This is a genomic window from Methylobacter sp. (assembly GCF_036845245.1).
Taxonomy (GTDB): domain Bacteria; phylum Pseudomonadota; class Gammaproteobacteria; order Methylococcales; family Methylomonadaceae; genus Methylobacter_A.
Genome location: NZ_DAIUEH010000049.1, coordinates 18,670 through 43,293 on the forward strand (window position 1 = coordinate 18,670; position 24,624 = coordinate 43,293).

At 50.8% G+C, this 24,624-nt stretch carries 27 protein-coding genes; 7 read left to right on the forward strand and 20 right to left on the reverse strand.

All coding sequences use genetic code 11. From position 1 onward, the window contains the following. Positions 1–65: 65 nt before the first annotated feature. From V7051_RS19010 to V7051_RS19040, 7 genes are all read right to left on the reverse strand, one after another. Positions 66–335, reverse strand: coding sequence for a helix-turn-helix transcriptional regulator (locus V7051_RS19010; RefSeq protein ID WP_333877705.1), 270 nt, complete (start codon positions 333–335; stop codon positions 66–68). 143 nt (positions 336–478) lie between these two features. After that, positions 479–1,105, reverse strand: a complete 627-nt coding sequence (locus V7051_RS19015; protein WP_333877707.1) for a hypothetical protein — start codon at positions 1,103–1,105, stop codon at positions 479–481. A gap of 129 nt (positions 1,106–1,234) precedes the next feature. Beyond that, positions 1,235–1,636 carry a PIN domain-containing protein gene (locus V7051_RS19020; RefSeq protein ID WP_333877708.1) on the reverse strand — a complete coding sequence of 134 codons (402 nt, stop codon included), beginning with the start codon at positions 1,634–1,636 and terminating at the stop codon, positions 1,235–1,237. Beyond that, positions 1,626–1,838: a hypothetical protein gene (locus V7051_RS19025; protein ID WP_333877710.1), complete on the reverse strand. Its 213-nt coding sequence runs from the start codon at positions 1,836–1,838 to the stop codon at positions 1,626–1,628. The genes V7051_RS19020 and V7051_RS19025 overlap by 11 nt, the downstream gene beginning before the upstream one ends. A gap of 28 nt (positions 1,839–1,866) precedes the next feature. Next, positions 1,867–3,132: a tyrosine-type recombinase/integrase gene (locus tag V7051_RS19030; RefSeq protein WP_333877712.1), complete on the reverse strand. Its 1,266-nt coding sequence runs from the start codon at positions 3,130–3,132 to the stop codon at positions 1,867–1,869. Positions 3,133–3,388: 256 nt separating this feature from the next. Then, positions 3,389–4,483 carry a transglycosylase SLT domain-containing protein gene (locus tag V7051_RS19035; protein WP_333877713.1) on the reverse strand — a complete coding sequence of 365 codons (1,095 nt, stop codon included), beginning with the start codon at positions 4,481–4,483 and terminating at the stop codon, positions 3,389–3,391. Between the two features lie 80 nt (positions 4,484–4,563). Beyond that, positions 4,564–5,076, reverse strand: a complete 513-nt coding sequence (locus tag V7051_RS19040) for a lipocalin family protein (RefSeq protein WP_333877715.1) — start codon at positions 5,074–5,076, stop codon at positions 4,564–4,566. Positions 5,077–5,438: 362 nt separating this feature from the next. Here V7051_RS19040 and V7051_RS19045 point away from each other — a divergent pair, with 362 nt between their 5' ends. Beyond that, positions 5,439–6,353 (forward strand): EF-hand domain-containing protein, encoded by a 915-nt coding sequence (locus V7051_RS19045; RefSeq protein ID WP_333877716.1) that lies wholly within the window; start codon positions 5,439–5,441, stop codon positions 6,351–6,353. 42 nt (positions 6,354–6,395) lie between these two features. On the opposite strand, the gene V7051_RS19050 is transcribed toward V7051_RS19045, so the two are convergent. Together V7051_RS19050 and V7051_RS19055 are read right to left on the reverse strand one after the other, a co-directional pair. Further along, positions 6,396–7,775: an ATP-binding protein gene (locus V7051_RS19050; RefSeq protein ID WP_333877718.1), complete on the reverse strand. Its 1,380-nt coding sequence runs from the start codon at positions 7,773–7,775 to the stop codon at positions 6,396–6,398. A gap of 4 nt (positions 7,776–7,779) precedes the next feature. Continuing rightward, positions 7,780–8,511: a response regulator transcription factor gene (locus tag V7051_RS19055; protein ID WP_333877720.1), complete on the reverse strand. Its 732-nt coding sequence runs from the start codon at positions 8,509–8,511 to the stop codon at positions 7,780–7,782. Positions 8,512–8,655: 144 nt separating this feature from the next. On the opposite strand from V7051_RS19055, the gene V7051_RS19060 reads away from it, so the two are divergent. Beyond that, a complete protein-coding gene (locus V7051_RS19060) occupies positions 8,656–9,099 on the forward strand; it encodes a Spy/CpxP family protein refolding chaperone (protein WP_333877722.1) in 444 nt (147 codons plus the stop codon). A 47-nt stretch (positions 9,100–9,146) separates the two neighbouring features. Here the strand turns inward: V7051_RS19060 and V7051_RS19065 are convergent, their stop codons facing one another. From V7051_RS19065 to V7051_RS19100, 8 genes are all read right to left on the reverse strand, one after another. Beyond that, a complete protein-coding gene (locus V7051_RS19065) occupies positions 9,147–10,730 on the reverse strand; it encodes a PepSY-associated TM helix domain-containing protein (RefSeq protein ID WP_333877723.1) in 1,584 nt (527 codons plus the stop codon). An 8-nt stretch (positions 10,731–10,738) separates the two neighbouring features. After that, on the reverse strand, positions 10,739–11,023 hold the full coding sequence (locus V7051_RS19070; RefSeq protein ID WP_333877725.1) for a hypothetical protein: 285 nt from the start codon (positions 11,021–11,023) through the stop codon (positions 10,739–10,741). A 2-nt stretch (positions 11,024–11,025) separates the two neighbouring features. Then, a complete protein-coding gene (locus V7051_RS19075) occupies positions 11,026–11,301 on the reverse strand; it encodes a hypothetical protein (RefSeq protein WP_333877727.1) in 276 nt (91 codons plus the stop codon). 38 nt (positions 11,302–11,339) lie between these two features. Further along, on the reverse strand, positions 11,340–13,784 hold the full coding sequence (locus tag V7051_RS19080) for a TonB-dependent receptor (RefSeq protein ID WP_333877729.1): 2,445 nt from the start codon (positions 13,782–13,784) through the stop codon (positions 11,340–11,342). Positions 13,785–13,962: 178 nt separating this feature from the next. Continuing rightward, a complete protein-coding gene (locus V7051_RS19085) occupies positions 13,963–14,988 on the reverse strand; it encodes a FecR family protein (RefSeq protein WP_333877731.1) in 1,026 nt (341 codons plus the stop codon). Between the two features lie 9 nt (positions 14,989–14,997). After that, positions 14,998–15,510, reverse strand: coding sequence for a sigma-70 family RNA polymerase sigma factor (locus V7051_RS19090; RefSeq protein ID WP_333877733.1), 513 nt, complete (start codon positions 15,508–15,510; stop codon positions 14,998–15,000). Positions 15,511–15,851: 341 nt separating this feature from the next. Then, entirely contained in the window at positions 15,852–16,028 is a 177-nt protein-coding gene (locus tag V7051_RS19095) for a hypothetical protein (protein ID WP_442919678.1), read from the reverse strand. 22 nt (positions 16,029–16,050) lie between these two features. Next, positions 16,051–16,218 carry a hypothetical protein gene (locus tag V7051_RS19100; RefSeq protein WP_333877735.1) on the reverse strand — a complete coding sequence of 56 codons (168 nt, stop codon included), beginning with the start codon at positions 16,216–16,218 and terminating at the stop codon, positions 16,051–16,053. A 46-nt stretch (positions 16,219–16,264) separates the two neighbouring features. On the opposite strand from V7051_RS19100, the gene V7051_RS19105 reads away from it, so the two are divergent. Next, positions 16,265–16,480: an ABC transporter permease gene (locus V7051_RS19105; RefSeq protein ID WP_333877737.1), complete on the forward strand. Its 216-nt coding sequence runs from the start codon at positions 16,265–16,267 to the stop codon at positions 16,478–16,480. A gap of 176 nt (positions 16,481–16,656) precedes the next feature. Continuing rightward, a complete protein-coding gene (locus V7051_RS19110; protein ID WP_333877739.1) occupies positions 16,657–17,880 on the forward strand; it encodes an HD-GYP domain-containing protein in 1,224 nt (407 codons plus the stop codon). Positions 17,881–18,280: 400 nt separating this feature from the next. Here the strand turns inward: V7051_RS19110 and V7051_RS19115 are convergent, their stop codons facing one another. Then, on the reverse strand, positions 18,281–19,153 hold the full coding sequence (locus V7051_RS19115; RefSeq protein ID WP_333877740.1) for a LysR family transcriptional regulator: 873 nt from the start codon (positions 19,151–19,153) through the stop codon (positions 18,281–18,283). A 230-nt stretch (positions 19,154–19,383) separates the two neighbouring features. Here V7051_RS19115 and V7051_RS19120 point away from each other — a divergent pair, with 230 nt between their 5' ends. From V7051_RS19120 to V7051_RS19130, 3 genes are all read left to right on the forward strand, one after another. Beyond that, positions 19,384–19,986, forward strand: a complete 603-nt coding sequence (locus V7051_RS19120; protein ID WP_333877741.1) for a hypothetical protein — start codon at positions 19,384–19,386, stop codon at positions 19,984–19,986. Next, positions 19,979–20,863 carry an alpha/beta hydrolase family esterase gene (locus tag V7051_RS19125; protein WP_333877742.1) on the forward strand — a complete coding sequence of 295 codons (885 nt, stop codon included), beginning with the start codon at positions 19,979–19,981 and terminating at the stop codon, positions 20,861–20,863. The genes V7051_RS19120 and V7051_RS19125 overlap by 8 nt, the downstream gene beginning before the upstream one ends. Positions 20,864–21,654: 791 nt before the next feature. Beyond that, the gene (locus V7051_RS19130; RefSeq protein ID WP_333877744.1) at positions 21,655–22,557 is read left to right on the forward strand and encodes a TIGR01777 family oxidoreductase; all 903 of its coding nucleotides are present in this window, start codon (positions 21,655–21,657) and stop codon (positions 22,555–22,557) included. 182 nt (positions 22,558–22,739) lie between these two features. On the opposite strand, the gene V7051_RS19135 is transcribed toward V7051_RS19130, so the two are convergent. Then, positions 22,740–24,101 (reverse strand): cryptochrome/photolyase family protein, encoded by a 1,362-nt coding sequence (locus tag V7051_RS19135; protein ID WP_333877747.1) that lies wholly within the window; start codon positions 24,099–24,101, stop codon positions 22,740–22,742. Between the two features lie 34 nt (positions 24,102–24,135). Continuing rightward, positions 24,136–24,570: a DUF1499 domain-containing protein gene (locus V7051_RS19140; protein ID WP_333877749.1), complete on the reverse strand. Its 435-nt coding sequence runs from the start codon at positions 24,568–24,570 to the stop codon at positions 24,136–24,138. Positions 24,571–24,624 lie beyond the last annotated feature (54 nt).

The window sequence follows — 24,624 nt, forward strand, 5'->3', positions numbered from 1 at the left end:
TGATTGCTGAATTTGTATAGTGCTGCCACGGTTCGCCGCCGTGGTGGTGCTAATCTCATCCATGATTAGCCTCCGATTTCAGCCAATAATGCACGTATATCTTGAACCCTCCACGCTACAGACCTCGCGCCTAGCTTTACTGGCTGGGGATAAGTTCCGTCTTTTACACGACTTAAAAAAGTTGACCTTGAAATTGGCAAAACTGCCGGAATATTCCTCTTCTTGTCTCCGACGATTTGCCACAGCTTACAGAAGCCGCCGGTCTCAGGTAATGAATTGAAGTTGATTTGATTAAACGCGGCTGCGCTGGTTTGTGTGGTGGGTTCTTGTTGCATTTGGAAGTTCTCCGTTACACTTCATTGATAAAGTGTAACTAGCCTATAAGACCCAGCAACAAAATAAAACTATAAGTTATTGAATTTGAAAGATAAATTTAGTTTGCGCCGTAAAGTCTGAGTTTACGCCGTAAACTGATTATTCATTCTGGCTCTGCTTGCCACTTGCGAATATACCTCTCTAGCGAGCTTCGTTTTGGCTTGGTTGGCGATAGTTCATAAATTGAAGTCTTTTCCAATAAGATAGCAGCCTCAGTTGCCAGTTTTGTTCTTGGTATATTCTTTTTCCAATATGCCTTTAAGTCATTTTCTATTTTTGCAAATTTGTTGGTGCGGCTTTTATTAGCATCGATCTTTTGATTAATGCCTTCCGCTTCGTCAAGGCATCGATAAGCCTCAATGATATGTTCGATTGTAAAGCTATTCGGTTTAATCACTCCCTGCTTAATCACGCCTGTGCATAATCTCGCAAGATATGCTGCTGGTTTTATGGGATCTGGAAGATTCGCGCACAAGTTAAACTGATACGCGTCATCTGGGTCGCATAGATTCCATGGTGCATTAGTAGCACTTTCAATACGAATTGTGCGAGAACCTGGCTCCATGTGACATAAACCCGGTCTTTCTACGTTGTTTATCCACGGCTCAAGAACAGCAATGGCCTCATTTAAAATATTGTTGAGCACTGCTAATATAGCGGGGCGGTCATTAAAACCAACGGACTGTTTTAGTCCGCTTTTGTAATGAAATGCAAGCTCTTTTCGGGTCATTATAAACACCTCGTTAAAGTGTAATCGTTACGAAAGGATTAACCGGAAGTAGGGTAACGACTCCTACTTGTTGCCCGCTAAGGCTATCCGGTTAAATTTGGTTGTATCAGCTGTGCGATTTTTAACGGTTTACAAGAACGGATTGATAATTCTAATTCGCTCTTCAATAATCTGGCCGTGCTGCATATCCTCAGAATAAAGTGTTGTGCAACCTGCTTGTAATGCAGCGGCAATAATTAAGCTGTCGTAATGTGAAAAACTGTAACGCTCGGCTATATCTAGCGCTAGGTTAAGCGTTGTAACGGTAATCGGTTGCAGTAAGCTACATTCTTGGTTAATACGATTGATAACTGCACGGATAGCGGCAATGTCAAAGCCCAGCTTGCGCCTCATGACATTTGCAGTTTCGCTTAATACCTGTACCGACATAACCGGCTTATTAGCCAGTAAAGCCAGGGCTTTATGTTGTTTATGTTGGTCTTTACTCAGGCTGTAAACAACAACATTGGTATCAATAAATTCACCGGGCATTGGCATCTTCTCGATCAAATTTAAACCCGGTCATGTCCTTTTGATAAGGCGCGAAAAATGACTTTAATTCGCGTTGTTTTGCCTGCTCGTCTCGGTGTTTTTCAATGAGCCTTTCAATCAACTCTGCACTGGTAATATGTTCTTGTTGCGCCATGTCATTAAGATGATTTGCGGCTTGGTCACTGATCTGTAGAGTTTGCATGATGGGTACTCGCTGTTAGATTTGATAATTATTGTACTGCAACTTTAACCGCTTTATTAATCGGCACGACATCACCATTCAATCTTGATGTTTTGCAGTACCGCGCCCATTCTTCCATTAACCGGCTGCGCTTTTCCAGCAAGTCACCGCGCCTATAGGCCGCCTCGGTTAGATTCTTAATGGCATGTGCTAACGCCATTTCCACCACTTCGCCGGGATATGCCGTTGACTCTGCCGCCCAGTCACGGAACGTAGACCGGAAACCATGGACGGTAATATCTGCCCGATCCATGCGCTTTAAAACTGCCAACATCGCCATATTGCTCAAGCCCTTTTTAGTGCTGGGGAAAACATAATCATTAATCCGAACGGCTGCCATATCATTCAGGATGGTTAGGGCATCAGCACTTAATGGGACACGGTGCTCCCGTTCTGCTTTCATCCGAACCGCTGGAATAGTCCAGGTTTTTGCATCAAGTTCGATTTCATCCCACGTAGCGCCGATGGTTTCCCCGGTTCTTGCTGCTGTCAAAATAGTGAACTCAAGGCATTTAGCGGCTATACCGTCCTGCCGGTGTAACTGACCAATGAAAGCGTTAATTTCCATATAAGGTAACGCTTTATGATGCTCTGTTTTTTGTACCTTTGATTGTTTAGCTAGGAGCTTATCCAGATGACCGCGCCATCGTGCCGGGTTTACGCCTTCCCGGTATTCGTGAACGGTCGCCCAATCCAAAATAGATTCAATACGCCCACGCACCCTGCCGGCTGTTTCATTCTTGGTTAGCCAAATCGGTTCCAGGCATTTTGTGATTAATCCGGTATCAATGGCTTTAACGTCCAAATCTCCGAACACTGGGAAGGCGTATTGTGAAAGCGTGTTTTGCCATTGTTGAATATGTTTTGGGTTTTTCCATCCGGCTCTATGAGCGTTGATGTAAGCATCGGCACATTGGCTAAAGGTCATAAACTTGGCTCTCTGTGCTTTGTCCTCATTGGTTTGGCGCTGTTTTTCGAATAGTGGATCAATGCCAGACCTGAGTAATTCATTAAGCCCACGAACACCATTAGCCGCGTCCCCGTCCCTTTTGATTCTGGCCTCTGCAAGCGTTATATCGTCGACTGATCCCAAGCCTATTTCTGTGCGCTTGCCATCGCGCTTGTAAATAAATGCCCATGTCTTTTTAAAAGTCTTGGAAACCCGTAAGTACAAATTACCACCGTCAGCATAATAGCCGGGTGTTTTTTTGTGTTCGACGGCTTTCACTGTCAAGCCATTTTTGCTTTTACTCATGAACCCGCCTTAATCCCCGCCCTAACTCCCGCCCTAACTTTGGCGCTGGTTTATAGTGTATTTCATTGAATCTCGTTGAACAATCTTTTTATAAGCTGCTGTTATTTAACAGTGATTTAAGGCGTTATTGAATCTCCTTGAATAACAGTTGGGCGGACTGCTTCTCCGCCATATACATAAAAACGCAATCTACCTTTGGTATGTTGCGTTTTTTTATGCCTCCTTATTTTGTACTCAAAAGCCCCGTCTTTTCTCGCTAAAGCTCCGCTTGCAATCCAGGTATGCCAATGCGCTGGATACGCATCGCATTATCGCCTTCTTCATAAACCGGTAACTTCCCTTCTATTTTCCATAACCTGAAAGCAAGTGCATGCGATAAAACCCGAATCGGATAATCGCGGGGCAATTGCTGCAAATATGGCTGTATGGTGACAAAGTCCGTCGCGCCGTATTGCTGCATGATAAAGCGAAGACCGCCATTGGCAGGGCCGATATTATAAGCCAGCAAGCCGAGGAACAGGTCGCCGCGCATCTCGGTCAGATAGTATTTAAAGGTGGCGGCGGCGATAAAAGCATTATGCCGGGGGTTGAGCAATGAAGGTTTGCTAACTGCCAGCTGTTTACCGGCCTGCTCCATGACAGCTTTAGGCACTTGGGTAATTTGAAACAGGCCATGACCGCCGTCCTGGCTGTCTCTGGGCAAAAATGAGGATTCTGTTGCGGCGATGCCTTGCAGAAGATTGGCATCAATGCCGAATACCTTAGCGGCTTCGGCAATGGCCGGATTATATTCCTCTGCACGGTTAACCAACTGTTGCAATTGCGACGGATCATAACGGCGGTAGGCGGCATAAACCTGATGAGCCAGCGTAACCCGGCTAGCCTCCTGCTTGCCGCCAACCAGCATCCGAAAATGTCCGAATGCTTGGGCAAAATGATTTTGCATCACAAACCAGCCGATAATCAGCGCAAAGCTGACAGCCAAAACCGGCGATAATATCGCCGCCCTGCCCTGTAACCATTTACGCAGTTTCCACCAGCCTATCAGCAACACAGCCGCCGCAACGATCAATGCCAATACGCCGATTGCAAACGGCAACAAGCTGGTAAAAAAACGGGTGCCGGAAAACCAGCTGGCGGAATAACCCAACAAGATCATAACGACAGAAACCGCAGTTATCGCCAGGCCGAGCACTTCAAGACTGATCATTAACAGTCTGTGTTTAAAGTTGCCGAGCGGTGGTTTAGGCAAGTCTTTTTTAGAGGCTTTCCGTCTGGTTCGGGGTTTAGGTTTTACAGCGGTTTCCGGTTTGACACTGGCCCGTTTACGAGGTGTTGCCGGTTTATTCATACAAACAGATTATCCAGTTTCGGCAAAGGTTGACGTTACACGATTATAGCGTGAAAGACCTTAACCCATAGCCAGTAAAGCTAATCATGCTTGGTAAAAATAAGCTTGTCGGTAGTAAAGCCCAAGGCCTTGGCGCGATCGATCAATGCCTGCAAAGTCGACTCCGGTAATTGCTTGGTTCGGGACAATATCCAGAAATAAGAGCGGTCCGGCCCGGTTATCATCGAATAAGCGTAATCCTTTTTATCCAGCTCGATAATATTGTAACCGCCATAAAAGGGCCCGAAAAAAGATACTTTCAGCCTGCCTTTGTCTGGCTGTTCGACAAAATAGGCTTTGCCTTGCGCCTCGTGCCATTCGCCGGCTTTTATATCCCAGCCTTTATTCAACACATCAACGCCGCCATCTTCACGCAAGGTATAAGTTGCAGAAATATTATCCAACCCTCTTTCAAATCGATGATCGAGCCGGGTAATTTCATACCAGGTGCCCAGATAACGGTTAATATCAAAACCATCAACAGCCTTAATCCCTTCAGGAATCCCGGTGCAGCCGGTCAACAAGGTAACGATCAGTGCCAATAATATTTTCATATGGGATTCCTTTTAAAAGTAGTTTATAACTAAACCGTAAACCGGCCGAATTTAGCGGCCCGCATTCCGTCAGTCTACCACCGGCGGCAACAGCGGCAATAATTTGCCAATCGACGGCCAAATTTTACGGTTTTCGCCAGATAGTCTTTCAACGCTGCCATTTATTTAACATTACTCGAAAATCCTTAACATTTTTTAACCTAACTTTACCTTCTCGCGCCTATTTTTAACCCTATCCCGGCCGATATATTGCACAAGGGCTTATGTAGTTCTATTGCGTCAGTTAGACGTCTTTATAACAACGATAATATCTGACAACCGACAGGCCGTCAGGCAATGACAATCAACATGAGGATAGAATCATGAGTATTAGCAGTATAAACAGCAGCAGTTCTGCGATGATGTCCGGCGGAATGCGAGGCACGCAGCGCCCCGACCCATCGAAAATGGCCGAAGATTTATTTTCAAAGCTGGATACCAAAGGACAAGGTTATATTGAAAAAAGCGATTTGGAGACGGCGCTTAGTAATGCATCGCAATCGGGCAGTTCAACTAGCTCAAGCAGTTCCAGCGTAGCGGATGCACTGTTTTCCAAGCTGGATGGTGACGGCGACGGCAAGGTTACCAAAGAGGAAATGTCGGCGACTATACAAAAAATAGCCGCCGAGCTGGATGGGCCGTCCCCTAGAACGCGCATGCAAGGCGGTACGCCGCCTCCCCCACCACCACAAGGTGGAGGCCAAGGCGCTCAAGGAGCGAGTTCGACAAGCAGCACCACATCCAGTCAGAGCAGCGATCCGGCCGATACCAACGGCGACGGCACGGTGAGCGCTATAGAGGCGCTGGCCTATGAGATATCTCAAGCCGCGTCCAGCGCCACCGATGCATCATCGTCTTCCGCATCAGACTCCGATGCAAAATTAATGCAAATGCTGACAGGCAATATGCCGCCGCCAAGCAATGACGGCCAAGGCGGTCCGGGCTTTACCAAAGATCAACTGACCTCAATGTCAAAAGAGCTGGGCTCGACAGACAGCCATAGATCCAAGGTAATGAGTGATATAGTCAGTAATTTCGATGCAGCCGATACTGACGGTGACGGCAAGGTGAATGGCAGCGAGGCGAAAGCTTATGAGGACTCGAAAAGCTCATCCGGTAGTTCCACGTCAGCATCCAGCAGCGATGCCCAGTTCATGAAGCAGATGATGCAGTTGCTGCAATCTTACGGCAGCCTGGACCAGACAACGGAACACAGTAGTTTTTCGGCATCCGCTTAATTTAACTGATATCCCCTTGCCCGACATCGTCGCGCAAGGGTTTTACTCGGCAAACGGAATCTCTATTTCAATACGCAAGCCGCCTTGCGGCCGGTTACAAGCCTGAATATGCCCGCCGTGCGCCTCTATCGAGCGGTAGGCAATGGCTAATCCCAGGCCGATGCTGTTGGCTTTGCCGCGGTCGCCGCTACGGAAAAACGGTTCGAAAATCGCCGACAAGTCGTTTTCGGCAACACCCGGCCCTTGGTCATCAACCGTCACCTGCAAGCGGCGCTTACCGGCATCAAAACGAGCGGCAACCGATACCTCACCGCCTTTTTTGCAATGTTGCAGCGCATTACGCAGCACGTTTTCAATGGCGCGATGCAGCAATTCGCTTCGGCCTTTGACCAACGTTTCCTCTATACCGTCGTAGCGAATCACAATCTCATGACGCTCCGCTTCAAAACGGGCATCTTCGACGATATCGTCCAACAACCCGCCGATGTCTAAATCATGGTTTTCGGTACCGGAAACTCCGGCTTCCAGACGTGACAGCACCAGTAATTCGCCAACCAGATCGTTGATCCGTTGCGACTCCCGTTCGATGCGTTCCAGCATCGCCTGCTGTTTTTCCGGCTGCTGCTGGGCCAGCCCGATAGCGGCCTGTATCCGCGCCAACGGCGAACGTAACTCATGGGAAACATCATGCAACAAGCGTTGCTGGGCGTGCACCAGACTATGAATTTGTCCGGCCATATGATCGAAATCCCGGCCCAGATCGGATAATTCATCGCGACGTTTTCCCATCAATGTGCCGACCCGGGTATCCAAATCACCTTGGGCCAACGCGGCAAAAGCATTACGCAAACTGCGAATCGGTTTGGCAAAATACCAGGCCAGCGCCGCACTGAACATCAGACTGGCGAAAATACCGGCCAAAATCGGCAACCGCGGCGATGGCGGCATGCGCGGTGGCCGGGCAGGACGTGGCGAACGACCGTCTGGAGGCGGCGGAGCAAAACCGTGTTCGGGCAAAGGCACAAACAACAAATAATGATGCCCGTCTTCTCCCGACACCATTCGAATCGCCTCAGGATAAACCTCCTGCAAAAACAGAGTGCGAGCCTGTTGTAAAACGTCGGCCGCTACGTTGCGTTGCAGAAGTTCACGGTCTTGATCGTCAACCGCATAAACCGGCGGAAAAGGAGCATCGCGCATCGACTCAAGAAAACTGCGTAAACCGGCGACACCGCCATGCCGGATCACCGTTTTAGCAACAGCGACAAACGCTGACGCGTGCCTGACATCAATCGAATACTTGACGGGTTCGGCTCTTTGCCAAGCGTTATGCCTCAACCAGACAGCCGTGCCGACGCCGATACCGGCTACCAGTAAAGCCAGCCAAAAAGTAAGAAAAAACTTCCAGAACAATCGTCCCATAGCCTTACTCTTTTACCAATTGGTAACCATGCCCGCGCACGGTCTGAATATAAGATCGGCCGTCATTCTGGCAGCCCAATTTCTGGCGGATGCTGCTCATATGCACATCGATGCTTCTATCGAAACGAGCCAGAGGCCGTCCCAGCGCTTTTTCGGATAATTCATTTTTGCTGACGATGCGACCGAAGCTCATCGCCAGCGTTTCCAGCAAATTAAACTCGGTACTGGTGAGTTCCATATCCTGGCCGAACCATGAGGCCTTGCGTTTTTCGCTCCAGATTCTCAAAGGCCCTGCAATAATCGGCCCGTTATCAGCGGCGGTTCCTACAGGCTGGCTTCGACGTAAAATTGCGCGGATACGCGCTGCCAGTTCCCTTGGTGTACAAGGTTTAGGCACATAATCATCCGCGCCCGATTCCAAACCGATAATACGATCGACATCATCGCCTTTGGCGGTAAACATCAGCACCGGAATACGGCTTTCCATCCGGATGCGGATTAAAACCTCGGTGCCTTTCATATCCGGCAGCATGATATCGAGTATCGCCAACTGGTAGTCGCCAGATAAAGCCAGACGCAGCCCCGACTCGCCCTGATGGGCCACTTCGACCGTAAAGCCGTCCTGTTCCAGGTATTCTTTAAACAGCCCGGCCAGTTCGACATCATCGTCAATTATCAAAATCTTCGTCACGTCCGCCACCTTAATTATATTGTCGGCGTCATCATAGCGTTCCATCAGGACAACCGCCACAAGGCGCCTATGGGTTTTACCTGAATTTACATTTCAATAACAGTGCTTTACCTGTATTAGGGCGATACTGAGCATGACGGAAACAAGTGTATTCCGCCTCTATTTTCATTAAGCACCGGAGATTTTTTTATGCGTAAACTACTGTTGATTTTATCTTTACTCCCCGTAATGGCCCTGGCTAACCCGCACATGCATGACGAACCGTCTTGCAAAGACATGCCGTTTTTCAAACATCATAGACCTGAGGATGGCGAGGAGCGCTTGCCGCGATTTTTACATCGAATGGACCTGACCGAAAAACAGCAAACTGAAATCAAAGCGCTGGTTAAATCCCATCTCATCGATGCCGACGCCAAGATGGAAAATGCCGGAAGCATTGGCAAAGAAATTCATCAACTGAGTTTTTCCAACGACTACAGCAATGTCAAAGTCCAGGCGCTGCTTGACAAAGCTGCCGCCATCCACAAAGAAATGGCATTGCAAAAATCCAGGCTAAACAACGCCATTTTCAAACTGTTGACCGCCGAACAGCAACAAAAACTGCAAAGCAAAATGAACCATTCCGAGGATTGATTCATACGCTTTCCGCGCCCAGCCATCGGCTGGGCGCTTTGATCATTTTATATCCCCTCACCCCAACCCTCTCCCACAGGGAGAGGGTACCTGTTGCCGACGTTATTTCGTGCGCGGTAGCGCATCATCCTGAGCAAAGCGAGCGCTCCCGCCAGGGCGACCACGTCCACGCCGATCGCGGCGGGACTGTCGTTGACCCACATACCCAGCGATGGCAAGACCCAAGCCAGCAGAGTGGTCAAGGGAATCGCAGCCGTAGTTGCCGCCGCAAGAAACAGCAGCTCGACAGCGGCTTTTTGGCTGTCCCGAAGGAAAGCCCAGGCGATACTACCGAGGAATACGGCATAATAAATGCCCTTGTGCCAAGCATCGACATCAGCCACATGTCCATGCAACCATTTTCCCGCCACAATGGTCAGCGAAATACCGCTGATACAGCCGAAACAGACCCCCACGGTTAAGGCAGCCATGAAGCGGGTGGAACGCCGCTGAACCGCCGACTTATCACGTCCGTCCCGGCTGCGCGTTTCGATCCATAGCCGGTTGCCGGAATAGAACAGGAATGCGCCGGCGAGGCCAAGAAAAAAATAACACCAGCGCACCGTGTCGCCGCCGAAGCTCGCAAAATGCAGGGCGAATATGGCGGAGACCGGCGCATTCCATAAATCCTGTCGGCCGGGAAAGTAATCCGTGTTCAGAATCTCTCCGCTGACCGGACTCATCACCAGAAAACCTTTGCCCCGCAGCATGTAGCGCGGGTCGTTGCCGGACACTCGCACACTGGCTCCACGGGTGCCGGCGTCGCGGTATTGCATCATGACAGGTTCGAACGCCGGGGATAAGCTTTTAACCCGAGCCAACAACATGTCGGGAGGCAGCATCGCCGCCGGCTGCGGGTCTTGTTTTACTGCACTGAAAGGGCTGTCCGCTTTCATGATAGGCTTCAATTTTCCCGCGTAAACGACCGCATCCTGAATATCATAAAGATGATCATGAAAAGCGAAAACAACGGCGCTCAATGCCATCACCAAATGAAACGGGAAACTGGCAACGCCGATCAGGTTGTGCGCATCAAGCCATATGCGCTTCAGCTTGGTTCCAAGGCGCAAAGCCAGGAAATTTCTGGCCAGAGAGGGAAGCAGCACGATCAGGCCGGAGATAAGGGCCACGCCATAGAGCATAGCGACCACGCCCATAAAATGTTCGCCGATCTCCGAGTTACCGGGAATGCCCCCGGTACGGTGAATCATATCCACGAACCGGGCCAGCCCGGAAGGATGAATCCGGGCAATCTGCAAGGAACCGTCCTGAGCAATCGCCGTAGACCAGAAAACATCGCCATCGGTTTTTTTCTGCCACGTCAGCCGCGCCGGAACATGCTCTTCATCGCCCAGATGCAGGGTGAATTCCTTGCCGGCATCCGGGCGGGCGGACAGGGTTTGAGTGATCAGTTCATGCATTTGGGTCAAGGGCGCACGGATGCTGTGATTGGGCGGAGCAATCCAGCGTTCCAGCGGTTCCTTGAACACAGTGATGGCGCCGGCATAAAAGGCAATGAACAGGACGAGACCGGTCAGGATTCCGGCCCAGGTGTGAACCGTTTTATAGATACGGATGACTTCGGTACGCATGCGGCGCCTCAGGAAAGAAAATGACGGCAGGCGTAGAGTCCGACAAAGGCCAGAGCGTTGGCGCCGCCCAGCCATAACCAGGCGCGCAGGCCGCTACGGAATAGAAAACAGAAACTTATCACGCCCAACCAAATCGGCGACATCAGCCACATGTTCAATTGAAATTTATTCGGTGCATATAGGCCGCCCGGTCCCAGCCAAGCGAACAGACCGGACACGGCGACAGCCAGGCCGAGTCCGCACAGGACTCCGGCGCTGCCCTTGCCGAACCAGTCATAGCGTGTCTTCCCCATATTCAGCACTCCCTCGGCCATAAAGGCAATAAGGCCGCGCAAGGCACGGCAATGAAGGCAAGCATGAGCAGAACCAGTGCGGTGAATACGGCGGTTCCCGAACTGAAAAGCGCCATCAACAGCAGCAGGCTCAGCACCATGAATGCAGCGCCCTTCATACGGTTTGACCGGGCGGTATGGAGTCGGCGCAAGCACTGCTGATGCCAGGTGCCGAGATAGAAACAGTACGCGGCAATAACGGTTGAGATGCCTGCCAAGAGTAAAATGAGTGTATTCATCGTTAGCCTTGTTTCAAGAAGAACGCCGTCACAGCGGCTCAAAAATCGACTGTTGCGGACAGCATGACCGTGCGCGGCGGGCTCAGGGTCGTGAAACCGTCCGAAAAACTGCCCGCCCAGTAATCCTTGTCGAACAAATTCGTCACGTTCGCGCGTAATACGACATTCTTCTCTTGCAGCCGCATCGCATAACGGGCGCCGAGGTCGAATTGCATCCAGCTGGGAATTTTCTGTGTGTTGGCGGAATTGACATATTGCGAACTGGTATAAACTCCGCGGGCCTGCAAGGTCATCCCGGACAGCCAGGGTATATCCCATTCCACGCCGAGATTTGACTGCCATTCGGGCGTGCCGAAAGTGGTTTTGCCGTTCAGGACGCCTCCCGCGGACTTGGTCATCACCCCTTCGGTGTAGACCGCTCCGCCCAACAAGCGCACATCTTCAACGATTTCGCCGAACATATTCCACTCGATCCCGCGGTTGCGCTGCTCGCCATCCGCGTTATAAATGTTGCCGTTCTTGACCATACTCGGTTTGGTGACCTGGAAAAGACTCAAGGTATTCGCGAACTTGCCCATATCCCATTTGCCTCCCACTTCGACCTGTTCAGTCTGGTAAGGCGCAAACATATGGCCGTAATTACTTGCCGTGGTATCGGTCACGGTATCGCCCTGGCTCAAGCCCTCGATATAGTTCACATACAGGGACACCGGCGCCTGCCAGGGCTTGACGACCACGCCGACCGCCGGCGTGACCACTCCTTGATCATAGTTGGAAGTCTGTAATCCTGTGGTAGTACTGAAGTTCTTGGTCTGCACCTGCTGATAGCGTCCTCCCAGGATCAATTGCACCTTGTCCCCGGCAAACGACATAGTGTCCGCCAGAGCGATACTGGATAACGTGGTTTCAGCGGTCTTGCGTGCGGCTCCCGGATCGGCGGCCAGAATAGGCGTAGCCGGCTTATATAAGCTGGAAAGGTAATTTGCTCCTGTTCTAAATACCGAACCGTTATCCAAATCAAGAGAAGTGCCGCTCAACACCAGTTGATGATCGACCGCCCAGGTCTTGAAATGTCCGCGTAAACCGGCTTCGGCCGATAGCGTATCGGTATAGCCCCTTTGGTTTGTGGTGTAGCCGGTGTAAGCACCGGCCGCGTTCACGTTCCGGGTATGGGTCGAATTGATGAAGCCTTCAAACCGGAACCGTTGAGCCCCCACACCGGCATACGCCGTCAGATCGTCGTTGAACGCGTATTCGCCGCGCCCGACCAGGGCTTGGTTCTCGAATTTTCCATTGATGCCGAGAAACTGGTTGGTGCTTGAATCGGGGGCTCCGGGAACGGTGGTACCGGAAAACGACGCCATCATCGAACTACCGTTCTTGATGCGTTCTTCATTGGTATAGGCATCAACAGAAAGTTTGAGGCGCTCACCCCGGAAATCCAGCGCCAAAGCGGCTAAATTGCGATTTTTCGACTGATTGTCAATCATCGTGTCGCCGTCGCGGTAAGCGCCGTTGAAGCGAATCCCGAATTGATGGTCCGCGCCCAAACGCCGCCCGACATCCAGATGCGTGCCGAACTGGGATTCCGATGTGTAGTCTCCGGTGACGCGGATCAACGGCTTGTCATCGGCACGCTTGGGCACCAGGTTGATCGCGCCGCCTACCGCTCCGCTGGGGGACATGCCGCTGAGCAGGGCATTCGGGCCCTTAAGCACTTCCACACGTTCGACGAATTCGGTCGCCACATGACCATAGGGCGTCAACCCGTACATGCCGTTCAGCGCCAGTTCCGAGGCGTTGATAGGAAATCCCCGGATACGGTAGTTTTCGTACATGTGTCCGGCCGAGGTCGTAAAACGTACCGAGGGGTCGCTGACCAGCACTTCGGCCACAGTGCGGGCCTGCTGATTTTCGATGTGTTCCGCGGTGTAGCTGGTAATATTGAACGGTACATCCATAATGTCCCTGTTACCCAATATGCCCAGCCGTCCGCCACGGGCGACCTGTCCTCCGGGATACGCCTTGGGCAGATCGCCGGGAATTTCGGCGTTAGCGGTCACCTTGACGACCGGCAGTGTCCGCATATCGACCGCGCTCACGGGTTCCGGCGCCGGCAATAACACATAGCCTGCAGCGGTCCGGGCGATCACGTAGCCGTTGCTCCTCAACAGCGTATTGAAGCCCTCCTCCACGCTGTAGCCGCCATGCAGCCCTTGAGTGCGCAACCCTTGTACTTTGCTCGCATCCACAGAAATCGCCACTCCGGCCTGCTGTGCAAAACGGTTCAACGCTTCACCCAGCGGGCCTGCGGGGATGTCGTATTGAGCGGCCGCCGTTTCGGCGCAGGCGGGGCGGCCGATGCCGCCGGTGATGACAGCACCGGCCAGGGTGAGGTGTGCGGCAAAAGCCGCGGATTTGAGGTATGCATGGCGGGACGCGCGGTTGACGGCGCGAACCGGAAAAATAGATAGTTTGGTCATGTAGCAGGTTCCTGTTGGTTAATCTCATTACCCTTGAAGGGAGAATGACGAAAATCGGAACGGGCTAACGCAAATTTTTCAGGAACTGCCTGGCTGCCGGATTTTGTCTTTCATTAACCTTGACGCACGAGAATGAAAAATCGGAACCTGGAAACAAAAAAAACGGCTGAGCCGGTCGTCACCAGGATGCAGGGACGTCGACCATGACCAGATAAGGGGTCATCGTTCTGATCCGCAAGCCGGGGAAGCTGGCCGCCAGCAATTGCAGGGCCTTATCGGTATCGTTAAGAGGCAGCACGGCGGAAACCTTGATATCCGCCAATTTTTCGCGCCGGTACTGGATGCGGCCGGGGCGATGGCGGCTCAGTTCGTCCAGCACGTCGGGCAGCGGCCTGTCCGCCACCACGAGCTGATGGAAGTTCCAGCTCTCTTGAACACTGCGGACATCAATGCCTTCCACCGGGCCGATGCTGTCGGCGCTGATGCGCACGCGCTGACCGGCAATAATCACGCGGCCGTCCGCAACGTTTATGTCGGCTTGCTGCGCGGCTTTAATCGCCACTTTGGATTCCAACATGGTGAGTACTGTAAACCCGGTTTCGCGGCTGACCGCGAAACGCGTTCCCAGCGCCCGGATACGGGCATGGGCGGTCTCGACAATGAACGGGCGGGCGCTATCGGGCGCTACATCAACCAGGATTTCGCCACTCACCAGTTCGATGGTGCGGCTTTTTTCGTCAAAGCTGAGATTAACCGCACTCCGGGTGCTGAGCGTGATCTGCGTGCCGTCCGCGAGCATTCGGCTGTTCCATTCCCCGGTTGCGGTACGGATGTCGGCCAGTAGATAGGCGGGCGGATAGGCTTGTACGGTCAACCAGACAGGCAAGGCAAAAACGCCTGCGAGAACCAAGGCAGTAGCCGTGCGCCGTACCCCGGTGCGCCGGGCCTTGCCGCAGAATGCCGCATGCAAGGCGGAGCGGGCGGGCTGGGTGACACCGTCCGAACGGACGGCGTGCATGCGTTGGACCACATGTTCTATACGCAGGGCCGCTTCGGCATGACGAGGGTCGGCTTGCTTCCAGGCATCGTAACCGGCTTGGGCCAGGATACGCTCGCCGGGATCGTCCGCCGTCAGCCTGACGATCCAGTCCGCGGCCTGTTCAACGATCGGATCGTTAGTAACGGGTTGTGCCGCACGGGTCATGTTCGTTGCTTACTCAAGACGCATCCGGTCGCAATGCAGCAGGCATTGCACCAGGTATTTATGGACCATTCGGGTTGAGACGCCAAGCCGGGCCGCAATGGCGGCATGAGGCTCATCCTCAAGATAATGCAGCAAGAAGGCCTCGCGCGCCTTGACGGAAACGCACTCCAGCGCCGAACCGATTTGTTCCAAGGCCTGAAGCGTGGCCAACGTTTCTTCCGGTGAAGGGAAGCCGGGCAAAGTATCGGCAATCAGCGTAAGCTCGGCCAGGTAAGCTTCTTCTATGATCCGGCGACGGGTGCGATCCACCAGCAGGCGCTGGGCGGTGGTGGTCAGAAAAGCGCGCGGTTCGCGCATGCCTATCAGCGCGTCCCGCGAAACGATGATGCGCACAAACGTATCATGAGCCACATCGGCCGCGTTGTGCGAACACCTGAGTTTTTTACGCAGCCAGCCGAACAGCCACGAGTAATGGTTCTCATACAATTGGGCAACGGCATCGGATGATGGAACAAAACTCAAAGCAGACTCCGTAAAACTCGAACGACATCATCGGGCCGGTGTTTCTGTCCCGATTCCAATTAAGAACGGTTCTCATTATTGCAGCTAAATCTTAAAGCGTCAATGTGCCCCTTTCTGAACTGAACGGAGAGCGACAAGGCTTTTTCTTTATCTTTTCCGTTATTATTGCTCTCGCTTCGGCTAGGCTCAGAACCGGTCTCTTGATTTGAATCGCGATGACTCGCAGCCTATGAATCGTTCGTCTTGAAGCGGTAATTTTCAAACCGCATCCGTCTGCGATCATGCTCTTTATTTACGGTTTCATGAACCGTCAGAGTACCTTTTTCGGTTTGTGTATCCAGTCACAGACTGACATCGTCACAGAGCCGTGGAGTGTTATCTTTCAGGGCCAACACAGTGTCGGCTTTTTCCTGGATGACCTTTTCAGCGATAACTTTCTGGCAGCCTATGGCATCGTTAGTGACCACCGTGCCTTTTAACTCCAAGCAGCTTAATAGCCGGAATCGCGGTGATTTCATTGGACTTGCCGTCCACTGTCGTCTACGTCAAAACCAGCCGTGCCTTGACCGCATAAGCATTCAGCAACTGCACGGCTTTGTCGTTTAGGCGACTGCCTCGCAGGGTTTTGCCATCCCACTTACCGGCAAGGCTGGGTATGGCGCATTGCGCCCAACGCAAAAAGACTTCGGACTGTATCCGCCTGGCCATCGGCGCGCTGGAAAACGAGATATTGCTACAATTTCTGGTATAGGCGGTGGTACTGTCATCGTCCGGCGGCTTAATCGGCATTGTATTGGCGCTGGTTTCTTCGAGTCTGTTAGCTGTTGTTTTACAGGTGCCGTTAGTATTTAATCTCCCGATTATTGCGATTGCATTTGCATTTTCCGCGACAGTCGGTATCGTGTTCGGTTATGTCCTCGCTCGCAAGGCCGCGCGTTTGGACCCGATCGAAGCGTTACGTCATGGATAGGTCGAAGCACAGACTACGGTGAGAATCTCCAGTTTGGTCAATGTTTGAATTCATAATCTCAGCCGTAAAATCCCGCTTCTGTGCCGCAAATTTTTAAAGACAATCAGCGGCTCGCCTGTCAAAATCGCGCACATTTTCAGCAAAGCTGCTTGTTACCCAGTGGAGCCCTATATACCATGAAGCTGCAACACATTGATATACATAGCGCCATTACTGCACTAAGTTGTGCGTTGGATTTAGTCGGGGTTGACGAAATCAGGCACGGCAAGCGCGTCGCGGTTATAGCCAGGGCTATTGCCCAGCACCTGAACTGGTCCGAAATTGAGAGCCTGTCCATCCTTTACTCCGGCATGCTGCATGATTGCGGCGTGTCCAGAATTCACGAACACCGCCAAATCACAGAAATGCTGGAATGGGAAGGCGCCGAGGGTCATTGCATTCGCGGCGCCGATTATTTGTCAGCCTGCCCGCCGTTGGCGCATTTGTCGGCCGAGATTCGTTACCATCACACCCGCTGGGAAAATCTGCTGAAGTTGCCTGTCGATGATCGCATTCGTTTGCGCGCCAATCTGCTGTTTCTGGCGGATCGCATTGATGTGCTGCAAACGCCGTTCCTGAACACCGGGCGCATCCTGATCGAATACCCGGCAATTATCGACCGAATCAAGACGCTGTCCGGCATATTGTTTGCGCCGGAGTTGGTGGAGGCCTTTGCCGACATCGCCGATGTCGAAGCTTTTTGGCTGGCAATGGAACCCGAATACCTGGATGAAGATTTGCAGCGCATCGGCAGCCATATTCCAACGACCCTGCTCGATATTCCTGCACTCAAAGAACTGGCGCGGCTGTTTTCGCGCGTGGTGGACGCCAAATCCCCTTATACTGATGAGCATTCGCAGCGGGTCGCGCATATCGCCCGGCAATTAGCTATCGATTTCGGTATTAAAGGTTATGAACTGGAGCAGGTTGAAATCGCCGGTCTGTTGCACGACATCGGCAAATTGCGGGTATCGGAAGACATCATCGACAAACCGGCCGGCCTGACCCTGGAAGAACGGGCCACTATGCACCGCCATAGCTACGACACCTTCCGCATCCTGCAACGCGTGTTTGACGATTCAAAGATTCCGGTATGGGCCGGATTCCACCATGAGACCTTGCTCGGCGACGGTTATCCTTTCAAAACCGAGAAAAAAGAACTGGATCTGGAATGCCGCATTATTGCCGTTGCCGATATTTTCCAAGCCTTAGCGCAACAAAGGCCTTATCGCCATCCCATGAGTCTTGAATATATTCTGAACGATTTGCAGTCGCGCGTTGCGGCCGGTCGTCTCGATGCGGAAGTCGTCGCTAAATTGACCGAAAATGCCGACCTTTATTTCCGACTGGCTGTGATTTAAGTTGCCTGTAACCATTAAGGCATGCTGCGCGCCTTAATGCCTTATGATGACGTTGGCCCGGTCTCTACAAGATTAAAAATTCTTAAAAATCATAACCGTAATAACCATGTAATGAAAATAGTCCAAGCTAAGGCATCGGATGATTGCCCTCATTCCAGCTTAGATTGGTGAATAAAATGACCTTAAAAAGATTAACGTATGATGCTTTTGAGCTTTTTTTAAAAATATCAAACATTCAGAGCTCATCAGACTTTCCAATAAAGCGTGTAGATAAACTGTACAAATTAGCGGATAAGGCTTATTACAGATATAAACGACGGCTAAATACCTGGGAACACTCTGATTATTATTCTTGATCCCGCATTTGCCGCAGGATTCAGTGTAGTTTAACCAGTGATTATTACCGGCTACTCAGATTAACGATCAAGGCCTTCAACTCGGGCTTTGCCGGTGACTGATGCGTATGAATCGCATAAACCTGACGGCTGATTTCAGGTTCGTACAAATAGCGGTAACTAATGTCGGTTGCCTGCTTGGGTAAACTATATTCCGGCATTAATGCCACGCCGAGGCCTGCTTTCACCATCTGCAAAATCCATTCTTCGCTGTTACTGCGGTAAGCGGCGTAAAGATTGATTTCCTGATTGTGGCAAATGCATTTCAGGTCTTCTCTTAACTCACAGTTTAGCCGGTCTAAATAAGGCTCTGACTGTATGTCTTTTAAACCGACTTTTGGCAATTGATTAAAGCGATGGGTAGGGCTGAATACAACTACGTAGCGCTCTTCATACAATAAGATCGACTGATACGGTGAGGGCGGTAATTGCGCCGGGGCGCTGATTACGAGATCCAGTAATCCCGAATCCAGTTGCTTCAATAAATTCGCTTCGCTATCGACGATTAGTTCCAGCTCAATATTCGGGTATTCTTGCTGATACCATGCAAGACAAGGACTCAGGCGTTGCGCGCCAATCGTGGTCATCGCCCCGATGCGCAATGGAATGGTATTTAACCGGGTAAAACGAATGGCTTCCGCCTTGGTTGCCTGAAGGTCTCTATAAATCTTGCGCAGATTGGATTCAACCATGCGGCCTAACGGCGTTAACTCGCAACCGGAACGAGTCCGCGTAAATAAAGCCCCGCCCATTTCATCTTCGAGTTTTTTTATGGCCTGCGTCAACGACGGTTGCGAGACATAAGTGAGCTGCGCCGCATGCGTGATTGTGCCCTGATCGCAGACGGCTAAAAAATAGCGGATTTGCTGCATTTCCATCAGAGTTACTCCTTTGGTATAGAGAAAAGCTATTGTTCCATAGAAAGTCAGTATTATACAAACCTTTATATTTCAATATACGATTGCGTTCATTTCATAAAACGATATGAGAAAGCTATGAATGCAGCATGCATGATTGTGATGTATATCCGGCGTCTGCACAAGCAGAACAGGTCTCGCTACCGGTTCACCCGACTCAAATAATTTTGCTTTCACAATAGGTTTTGGGCATGAAAAACAACATACTGTTATCCAAATTAATCAATATCTTAACCTGCAGCTGCCGCACTTTCGGTTTAGTCGGATTATTGACCGTCGCGTTGCCGTCGACAGTCTATGCACATCGCGGAACAAGTAATGAAGTCGATGCCTGCAATATTCTGGTGGGACATGAGCGGGTACACTTTACCGCCTACACACCGACATTTAATAACAAAGAGTACTGCCAATTGATTCCGCATCTCGGCACCACTAATCTGGTATTCGACTATGGCGGTAAAAGCCTGCGTAATCTGACTGTCGAATTTGAAGTCACCAAAGAACCGGAAGGAACCCGAGTTTTCTATCTGGAACCGACAAAGATAAAATCCGGCACAGTGAACGGCACGGTTGACTTTAACAAGTTCGGTGCCGGTAATTATCTGGTCCATGTCGCGATAGTGCATAAAGACAAGAGCATCGATAACCACATTCCGCTTTCGGTAGGCCTTGAATCAGAACCCTCAGACAATTTGCCGATAAAAGCGCTATTCATTGTGGCGCTTATTGCGGCAGCTATTTATCTAATGAAACGTGCCGCCGGTAAAAACGCAACCAGGACATCCGATGTTTAAAGCCTATCTTGATAAGTTGAAAACGACTTCGACTTTGCGAAACAACGCTGTTAAGGCACTGTTTATACTGCCTATCTTGATAACGCTGATCGTCTTTTTCAGCGAAGATAATGACCAGTATTCTCAAGTAGGTAATGCCTCTTATGCCGGGGAAATCGAAAATCCGCAATGCGTTGCCGATACGCTTGAGGGAGAATCCGGCGCCGTCAATGGCGAGTCGACGCTCGAGGGCATTAAATACAATATACGCACGCCATTGAATTATAATGCCACTTTCGCCCATCCGTTGCTGGTGGTGCTTTCCCCGGCCGGTTCAAACCGGGCAAAAACCGAGAAAACGACGGCGCTTACGTTGAGAGCGACAGCCGCCGGGTTTATCGTCGTTTATGCCGATCATCCCGATTTATCGCCGACCTCAACCATCGAACTCGGAACCATCCCCAGCTTGATTGCCAAGCAATGGTGTGTTGATAAAGAACGCATCTTTTTTACCGGGCATTCCGACGGCGGTACTGCCTCAATGGCCTTGGCGTTTATGGCCGGTACCAAACATATTCCCAAAGCGATTGCGCCCAGCGCCGCAGGAATCGATTACCAGGATTTACGCGACCACACATGTCCTGATCCGATTCCTGTGATGATCATGCACAGCGTGAACGATCACTTGTTCCCGAAGTATGGTCAGCAGACTTCGGGCTGGTGGGCCGCATGCAATCAGTGCGAACCTATACCTGAAAAGATCGTCAATGGCTGCATGGCCTATTCCGGTTGCGCTAAAGGTGTAAAAACATGGTATTGCGAAGGCGGCAAGCCCCATGCGCAGTGGCCGGGCATTAATGATACCTTGCTGGACTTTTTGCTTTCGACGGGCCGTTAGGCTCACGAACAATAGTCCGGAATCATAGTCTATAGAGGTCAAACCGCTGACTTAATGGCAGGTAACAAACCGCTCGCCACAAGCTGATAATGAATTAGCCGGATAAAACCGGCTAACTCAAAACAGGACAAAGTTGAAAAAAACCAACAATAATCAATATCAACCAACCCTGCCAGACAAGTTTGAGGTGCGCTCATTCGGGGCAGGCGTCTAAACTGCCCTTTTTTTTGTACCGGTTTTACGCGCTATCCAATTATTTACTGATGTTACGCACGGACCGTATTTCTCCCGTTTGCCGCGCCGAGCACCGGAGCTTTTATCGAGAACAGCCCGTTAGGGGTGCGGCAGGGAGGCCGCACGTCAGCAGAGGGGCAGGAGCCCCTTCTGCTGACCCTCGATAAAAGCGAGGAGCGCAGGAAGCAAGCGGCAACCGGGCCGCCTTTTCTTTGGTTACTTTCTTTTGGCGGAGCAAAAGAAAGTAACTCGCCTTCGGGTGCGACAAACCCGATTCAAATAACCGTCGCGCTAGCGACACTTTTAATAAAATTGTTAGTACAGTCTTCTAAATTCGAATAACTGCGTAACATCAGTTATTTAGACATATACCTTTTACATTCACTCATCCTGCGCAGGAGCATTATTGTCTTTAGGATGATTTACCTCCTTAGCGGCAAACATTAATTTATAAATTCACGCAATTTTTATTGATCTATCTCCCGTATAACTGTCACTATCGATCTAATGCTATTAGTATTTTTCCAAATCGACTTAAGAGTTATGAGGACAAGGTTATGAACATACTTATTACCGGAGGTACCGGCTTTATCGGTAGTGCATTGACTAAAAACCTGATTGCTCAAGGCCATGCCGTTACGGTATTAAGCCGCAATCCCGATAACGTAGCCCAACTATGCGGCCCCGGCTTTAATGCGTTGGGCAGCCTCTCGCAACTTAAAGCGGAAGACTGTTATCAGGTCATCATTAATCTTGCCGGCGCACCGATTATTGACGCCCGCTGGACTGAAGATCGCAAACAGCTGATCAGGGCCAGTCGTATCGACCTGACTGATCATTTGATAGCCTACATCGCTCGGATGACGGTTAAACCCGAGCTGTTAATCAGCGGTTCCGCTATCGGCTATTATGGCAATCAAGGTGACAAAGTGTTAACCGAACAATCGGTTCCCGCTAACGATTTCTCAGGACAGCTTTGCGCCGATTGGGAAACTGCCGCAAAACAAGCCGAGCAATTCGGCGTCAGGGTCTGCCTGATCAGGACCGGCTTGGTCATTGCCAACGGCGGCGGCTTTTTGCAGCGCATGCTGCTGCCGTTTCGCCTGGGATTGGGAGGGCGCTTGGGTGACGGGCGACAATGGATGTCCTGGATTCATCGTCGGGATTGGATCAATATCGCCTTAATCATGATGAACGATTCAACCATGCAGGGCGCATATAACGCGACCGCGCCGAACCCTGTTACCAATGCCGAATTTACCCGGATATTGGCGCAATGCCTAAAGCGCCCCGCCCTGCTGCCGATTCCGGCCTGGCTGTTAAAAATACCGCTCGGAGAAATGTCGGAGCTGGTATTGGGGGGTCAGCGCGTGATACCGGAACGGCTGTTGGCGCAGGGATTTAAGTTTCAATATGACGATCTTTCTGCTGCGTTAAACGAAGCGTTGCAGCATCAATAGCAACGCAGACTTTGATCATGGAAAAGTTATTTCGTCCACGAAAAGCACGAAAGACACGAACCCAGTCTAAAAGTCTTACGGCCCTTCGTTAAACTCACTAGAGCCTTGGTATCTGTTTGAAGTTTTTCGTGTTTTTCATGGACAACTGCGGTTTTTAGATTGAACGCCCTTGTCAATCAACGCTATGAATTGGCTGCAGCCTTAAACCGGGCTTTGCTCAATTGGCTCTCACGCCCATGATCGATAATCGGCGCAGGATAGTTGCAAGCACTGTGCTTTTTATCCCATTGATGGATGGTTTTAGGTGGGAAAGCGTCTAATTCGGGCAGCCAACGATAAATGTACCGGCAGTCCTGATCGAATTTAAGTTGTTGCAGCCAGGGATTAAAAATCCTGAAATACGGTTGTGCATCGCAACCGGTCGAAGCGGCCCATTGCCAGTTGCCGTTATTGACGCAAGGATCATAATCAACCAGATGCCGGGCAAAATAACGTTCGCCCCAGCGCCAATCGATATGCAGGTCTTTAACCAGAAATGAAGCCGTAATCATACGCACCCGGTTATGCATAAACCCGGTGGCGTTCAGTTCGCGCATTCCTGCATCCACTATCGGAAAGCCGGTTTTGCCGTCGCACCAAGCCTGAAAGTAATCAGTATTGTTATCCCAATGCAGACCGTTAAATTTTTCCAAAAAAGCCTGTCCGAAAACCTGCGGAAAGTGATAAGCGATATGGGTAAAAAAGTCGCGCCAATACAGTTGTCGAATCAGCGGATGCTCGCTGCCGAGCCGTTCGGTGATGGCGTAAAATACCTCTCGAACCGAACAAGTGCCGAACTTTAAATGTGCGGAAAGTTTGCTGGTCGCATCCAGCGCAGGAAAGTCGCGGGTATGTTGGTAATCCGCGTAATCGCCAAGGCGGTCCAGTATCGCCAGCGACTGATTACGGCCGCCTTTGATTACGGCTTCGGCAAGTGATAAATCAAGCTGATCAAGGGTAAATTCAGAAGCTGACGACAAAAAGTTACGCTTAACCAAAACTTGCGGCAACGCAACCGGGATCTGTTTGGCATGGTTATAAAACGCCGTGAACACTTTATAGGGCGTTTTATCGATTTTTACCGCCTGCTCCGGTTCATTCAGCAGGCTATCGGGGAGCGTATGCAGTGCAATACCCAGCTGTTTACAAATAGCTGCGAGCTCATCATCACGCCGCAGGCTGAAAGGCGTGTAATCGCGATTAATAAACACAGCTTCTATCTGTTGCTGTTCATGCAAGCGCTTTACGACCTGCTTCGGCAGCGCGCGATAAAGGGCTAATGTGCCGCCTGCCGATTGCAACTGCTGCTGAAGATCGTTAATGGACTCCACCATAAACTGCAAGCCCGGTTTGCTCTGATAAGGATGCGGCTCTATCTGCCGCGGATCGAAAATGAAGCAGGGAATCACCTGCTCTGAAAGCCGCAAGGCTTCAAGCAAAGCGCTATTGTCTTGAACACGCAGGTCGCGGCGGAATATGAACAGCGAAGTTGAATATTGAGTCATCGAAAGCGTCCATAATTCGAATCCTGCATAAAAATCATTCTATAACATGCGCCTGCTGTAATTGCGAACGAAGCAATTCCACCCGTTTGCGATTAACCCCGAAATCGCTGTAACCGACACGCGATGCGGAACGAATCTGAATTAACTTGGCCTCAGCATCCAGTATCGTGTCTATATCATCGACAAAACGAAATACCAGGCTGGTTGCCTGGGCATGAAGCGTGTCGCCGGTTTCGTTGGTGATTACCGTGCGGCTTTGGCTGAGTAAGGCTTTTTTCAGTGCCGCCCAAGCCGCTTCAACATTGCCGGTGATTTTAAACGGTGTAATAAAGTGATCGGCGTCTGTCGCTGCCGCTTGGCTGGAAACACAGTTGGGGCTGCTTGGACAAGGAGGCAATTGTTTTTCCGATGATTGAGTTGCTATGCTTAGTGTCATAACGATGATATAAAAAATGGTTTTAAATTTCATAACTGATGTTACGCAGTCCGTAACTTCTGCAATTCTTCATAAGCCATCTGGTTC

Excerpts from the sequence above, each read along its gene's own strand:
- V7051_RS19060 (WP_333877722.1), top strand. The coding sequence starts at position 8,656 with ATGCGTAAACTACTGTTGATTTTATCTTTACTCCCCGTAATGGCCCTG.
- V7051_RS19020 (WP_333877708.1), bottom strand. The coding sequence starts at position 1,636 with ATGCCCGGTGAATTTATTGATACCAATGTTGTTGTTTACAGCCTGAGT.
- V7051_RS19040 (WP_333877715.1), bottom strand. The coding sequence starts at position 5,076 with ATGAAAATATTATTGGCACTGATCGTTACCTTGTTGACCGGCTGCACC.
- V7051_RS19085 (WP_333877731.1), bottom strand. The coding sequence starts at position 14,988 with ATGACCCGTGCGGCACAACCCGTTACTAACGATCCGATCGTTGAACAG.
- V7051_RS19010 (WP_333877705.1), bottom strand. The coding sequence starts at position 335 with ATGCAACAAGAACCCACCACACAAACCAGCGCAGCCGCGTTTAATCAA.
- V7051_RS19015 (WP_333877707.1), bottom strand. The coding sequence starts at position 1,105 with ATGACCCGAAAAGAGCTTGCATTTCATTACAAAAGCGGACTAAAACAG.
- V7051_RS19025 (WP_333877710.1), bottom strand. The coding sequence starts at position 1,838 with ATGCAAACTCTACAGATCAGTGACCAAGCCGCAAATCATCTTAATGAC.
- V7051_RS19095 (WP_442919678.1), bottom strand. The coding sequence starts at position 16,028 with ATGAAATCACCGCGATTCCGGCTATTAAGCTGCTTGGAGTTAAAAGGC.
- V7051_RS19050 (WP_333877718.1), bottom strand. The coding sequence starts at position 7,775 with ATGGGACGATTGTTCTGGAAGTTTTTTCTTACTTTTTGGCTGGCTTTA.
- V7051_RS19070 (WP_333877725.1), bottom strand. The coding sequence starts at position 11,023 with ATGGGGAAGACACGCTATGACTGGTTCGGCAAGGGCAGCGCCGGAGTC.
- V7051_RS19130 (WP_333877744.1), top strand. The coding sequence starts at position 21,655 with ATGAACATACTTATTACCGGAGGTACCGGCTTTATCGGTAGTGCATTG.
- V7051_RS19080 (WP_333877729.1), bottom strand. The coding sequence starts at position 13,784 with ATGACCAAACTATCTATTTTTCCGGTTCGCGCCGTCAACCGCGCGTCC.
- V7051_RS19075 (WP_333877727.1), bottom strand. The coding sequence starts at position 11,301 with ATGAATACACTCATTTTACTCTTGGCAGGCATCTCAACCGTTATTGCC.
- V7051_RS19140 (WP_333877749.1), bottom strand. The coding sequence starts at position 24,570 with ATGAAATTTAAAACCATTTTTTATATCATCGTTATGACACTAAGCATA.
- V7051_RS19135 (WP_333877747.1), bottom strand. The coding sequence starts at position 24,101 with ATGACTCAATATTCAACTTCGCTGTTCATATTCCGCCGCGACCTGCGT.
- V7051_RS19110 (WP_333877739.1), top strand. The coding sequence starts at position 16,657 with ATGAAGCTGCAACACATTGATATACATAGCGCCATTACTGCACTAAGT.
- V7051_RS19065 (WP_333877723.1), bottom strand. The coding sequence starts at position 10,730 with ATGCGTACCGAAGTCATCCGTATCTATAAAACGGTTCACACCTGGGCC.
- V7051_RS19035 (WP_333877713.1), bottom strand. The coding sequence starts at position 4,483 with ATGAATAAACCGGCAACACCTCGTAAACGGGCCAGTGTCAAACCGGAA.
- V7051_RS19030 (WP_333877712.1), bottom strand. The coding sequence starts at position 3,132 with ATGAGTAAAAGCAAAAATGGCTTGACAGTGAAAGCCGTCGAACACAAA.
- V7051_RS19100 (WP_333877735.1), bottom strand. The coding sequence starts at position 16,218 with ATGGCCAGGCGGATACAGTCCGAAGTCTTTTTGCGTTGGGCGCAATGC.
- V7051_RS19045 (WP_333877716.1), top strand. The coding sequence starts at position 5,439 with ATGAGTATTAGCAGTATAAACAGCAGCAGTTCTGCGATGATGTCCGGC.
- V7051_RS19055 (WP_333877720.1), bottom strand. The coding sequence starts at position 8,511 with ATGGAACGCTATGATGACGCCGACAATATAATTAAGGTGGCGGACGTG.
- V7051_RS19125 (WP_333877742.1), top strand. The coding sequence starts at position 19,979 with ATGTTTAAAGCCTATCTTGATAAGTTGAAAACGACTTCGACTTTGCGA.
- V7051_RS19120 (WP_333877741.1), top strand. The coding sequence starts at position 19,384 with ATGAAAAACAACATACTGTTATCCAAATTAATCAATATCTTAACCTGC.
- V7051_RS19115 (WP_333877740.1), bottom strand. The coding sequence starts at position 19,153 with ATGGAAATGCAGCAAATCCGCTATTTTTTAGCCGTCTGCGATCAGGGC.